The 2,845-nt window shown below is 60.6% G+C and carries 3 protein-coding genes and 1 pseudogene; all 4 read left to right on the top strand.

Going from position 1 to position 2,845, the window contains the following annotated elements; translation table 11 throughout:
* Window positions 1-487 precede the first annotated feature (487 nt).
* Window positions 488-1,186 carry a 7-cyano-7-deazaguanine synthase QueC gene (queC, locus tag NKJ46_RS34490; protein ID WP_352549607.1) on the top strand — a complete coding sequence of 233 codons (699 nt, stop codon included), beginning with the start codon at window positions 488-490 and terminating at the stop codon, window positions 1,184-1,186.
* Window positions 1,186-1,542 (top strand): 6-carboxytetrahydropterin synthase QueD, encoded by a 357-nt coding sequence (queD, locus tag NKJ46_RS34485; RefSeq protein ID WP_352549606.1) that lies wholly within the window; start codon window positions 1,186-1,188, stop codon window positions 1,540-1,542. Before queC ends, queD begins: the two co-directional genes overlap by 1 nt.
* On the top strand, window positions 1,539-2,273 hold the full coding sequence (gene queE, locus NKJ46_RS34480) for a 7-carboxy-7-deazaguanine synthase QueE (protein WP_352549604.1): 735 nt from the start codon (window positions 1,539-1,541) through the stop codon (window positions 2,271-2,273). Before queD ends, queE begins: the two co-directional genes overlap by 4 nt.
* Window positions 2,274-2,640: 367 nt before the next feature.
* A pseudogene (locus tag NKJ46_RS34475) lies at window positions 2,641-2,845 on the top strand (cation:dicarboxylate symporter family transporter); the annotation flags it as partial.

Raw genomic sequence — 2,845 nt, 5'->3', positions numbered from 1 at the left:
CTAAACACGGGGGCTGCGCGGCGGACACGCCGACGTCACAGCTACTGCCACGCCATTTTTGCAGAACTTGACGCACACAACTCGTGATCATTCCAGACATCTGCATCGGCGTCGCTGAACATCCCACTGGTAAGTCCGTTGTTTGCGGCAAGCCCATCCTTGGGCCGTCTAGTACCTGAAACCCTCGCGGTGGCGTCCCTCGAAGCTCGGGACCGCCGGGCGCTTGATCGCGAGAACTTTGTTTACGAAGGGCCGGACCTCCTGCAGAGCTTATTCTGGTGCGCTCGCCTTTGAGCATTCCGCTGAAGCGTGACGTTTCGCTAGTCAGTGTTCCTTGCAGGCTCACCGCGAGGGCGCCTTGCACACAGCTGCACGTCAGCGCATGAAACTCGTCCCCCGTTCACTTCACAAAATGGATTTCCTGAAGTACTGGGAGCGCAGAGAAATCTCCGGTCGCAGCCTACCCGGTTAAAACAAGGACCCAAAAATGAAGACTCTCGTCGTCTGCTCCGGCGGATTGGACTCCGTTACCCTTGCTCACAAGGTGGCAGCGGAGCACGAACTCGCCGGCCTCCTATCTTTCGATTACGGCCAACGGCATAGAAAGGAATTGGGCTTCGCCGCCCTTTGCGCGGAGCGACTGAGCGTCCCGCACCGCATCATCGACATCCACGAGATCGGCGGCGGCCTTTCCGGCTCCGCGCTGACCGATAATGTGGACGTGCCCGACGGGCACTACGCCGAAGACACGATGAAGGTCACGGTGGTGCCGAACCGGAACGCCATCATGTTAGCCATTGCCTTCGGCCTCGCCGCAGCGCACGGCGCTGACGCGGTGGCGACGGCCGTGCATGGTGGGGATCATTTCATTTATCCCGACTGCCGTCCGGCCTTCATCGACGCTTTCCAGATGATGCAGGACCACGCGCTCGACGGCTACGCGAAGATTCGCGTTTATGCACCCTATGTGAATCTCACGAAGGCGGACATTGTTAGGTATGGAGCAGCATACGGCACGCCATTTGCGCAGACCTGGTCCTGCTACAAGGGCGCCGAGCGTCACTGCGGGAGGTGCGGGACCTGCGTCGAGCGGCGCGAGGCGTTTCATCTCTCTGGGCAGCCGGACCCCACCGACTACGAGGACTCCGACTTCTGGCTCGATGCGCTGCGAAGGAGGACCGCGTAATGTTCCGCATCACCAAGGAATTCCACTTCTCAGCCTCGCATCAGCTCAGCTCGTTGCCACCCGATCACCAATGTGCGCGCCTGCACGGGCATAACTACATCGTTGAAGTGGAGCTTTCAGCGAATGGACTGAACGAGCACGGCTTCGTGCGCGACTATCATGATCTGGCGCCGCTCAAACGCTATATCGACGAGAGCTTCGACCACCGACATCTCAACGAAGTGCTGGGGCATGAGCAAGTCACGGCGGAATGTCTGGCCAGACATTTCTATGGATGGTGCAAGGCACGCCTGCCCGAGACCTCGGCCGTGCGGGTCAGCGAAACGCCGAAAACCTGGGCGGAGTACCGGCCATGACCCATACGCATCCGGCAATTCGCGTCAGCGAGATTTTCGGGCCGACGATCCAGGGCGAGGGCGTGCTCATTGGTTTGCCGACTGTCTTCATCAGGACCGGCGGGTGTGACTATCGCTGTTCCTGGTGTGACAGCCTCCATGCGGTGGATAATCAATTCCGCCATGAATGGGAGATGATGTCAATCGACACGGTGTGGCAAACCGTCGTTGCGCTTTCCGGTGGCCGGCCAGTGATGGTGTCACTGTCAGGCGGCAATCCTGCCATTCAGCCGTTTCGTGCGCTCATCGAGCGAGGCCATGGTGAAGGTTACCGTTTTGCGCTGGAAACCCAAGGTTCCGTGGTCAGGGACTGGTTTGCCGACCTTGACGTGCTGGTCCTCAGCCCGAAGCCGCCGTCAAGCGAAATGAGGACCGATTGGGCCGCTGTCGAGGCGTGCATCGAAGCGGCGCAGGAGAAGCCGCAAATCATGCTCAAGCTCGTTGTTTTCGACGACAGTGACTACGCTTACGCGAAAGACGCCGCCGCGAGGTTTCCGCGACTTCCGATCTATCTGCAACCCGGCAATCACACGCCGCCACGCGCCGGAAATGAAGACGCGCCTGTCGACCTTGACGGAATAATGAAACGCATGGAGTGGCTGATTGAAAAGGTGACCCGCGACAGGTGGTTCGAAGCCCGCGTGCTGCCGCAGCTGCACGTAATGCTCTGGGGTAACAAGAGAGGTGTCTAGCGTGCGCCCGCTAGGGCGACGGCCTTGGGCATAACCACAACAAGATGTCGACCATCTGGATGCCGATCGCAGCCACCTGAGGCAAAGTGCTTGCGTCGACGGCCTTCTAGCGGCTGCCAGCCTGCGTGTAACGCCCAGAGCGACCTCCAATCCCCGACAGTCGGCCCTTCCTTCGACGAAGGGCACGCGCCAGCGGCGAGTGCAGAAATCCGCACAAGCACGGCGTGAGAGGTCCTGCGCGTTTCTCGCGCCGCCGCGTTTTGGCACGGAGCTTGCGGCAGCGTTGGTGCAGCGTTCGACCGGAGCGCCGCGACGGGAGAAGCCTGGGCGGGAGGAACCCACCTCGATCCGGTCAGGGAAAGAAACAGTGTCAGCTGCACAAGTCCGCAGCGCGGGCCCCGCGCCCCGCAAAGCCTTCTATGCCAAGCTTTACGCGCAGGTGCTTGCCGCCATCGCCCTCGGCGTCGCAATTGGCTATTTCTATCCGGGGGACCGGCGAGAGCCTGAAGCCGCTGGGTGATGCCTTCATCAAGCTGGTCAAGATGATCATCGCGCCTGTCATCTTCCTGACA

Source organism: Mesorhizobium sp. M0166, from assembly GCF_040322255.1.
GTDB lineage: Bacteria > Pseudomonadota > Alphaproteobacteria > Rhizobiales > Rhizobiaceae > Mesorhizobium.
This window is presented reverse-complemented; position numbering and strand designations above follow the sequence as displayed.

Coding starts and splice junctions, on each gene's coding strand:
- queE (WP_352549604.1), top strand. CDS start 1,539: ATGACCCATACGCATCCGGCAATTCGCGTCAGCGAGATTTTCGGGCCG.
- queD (WP_352549606.1), top strand. CDS start 1,186: ATGTTCCGCATCACCAAGGAATTCCACTTCTCAGCCTCGCATCAGCTC.
- queC (WP_352549607.1), top strand. CDS start 488: ATGAAGACTCTCGTCGTCTGCTCCGGCGGATTGGACTCCGTTACCCTT.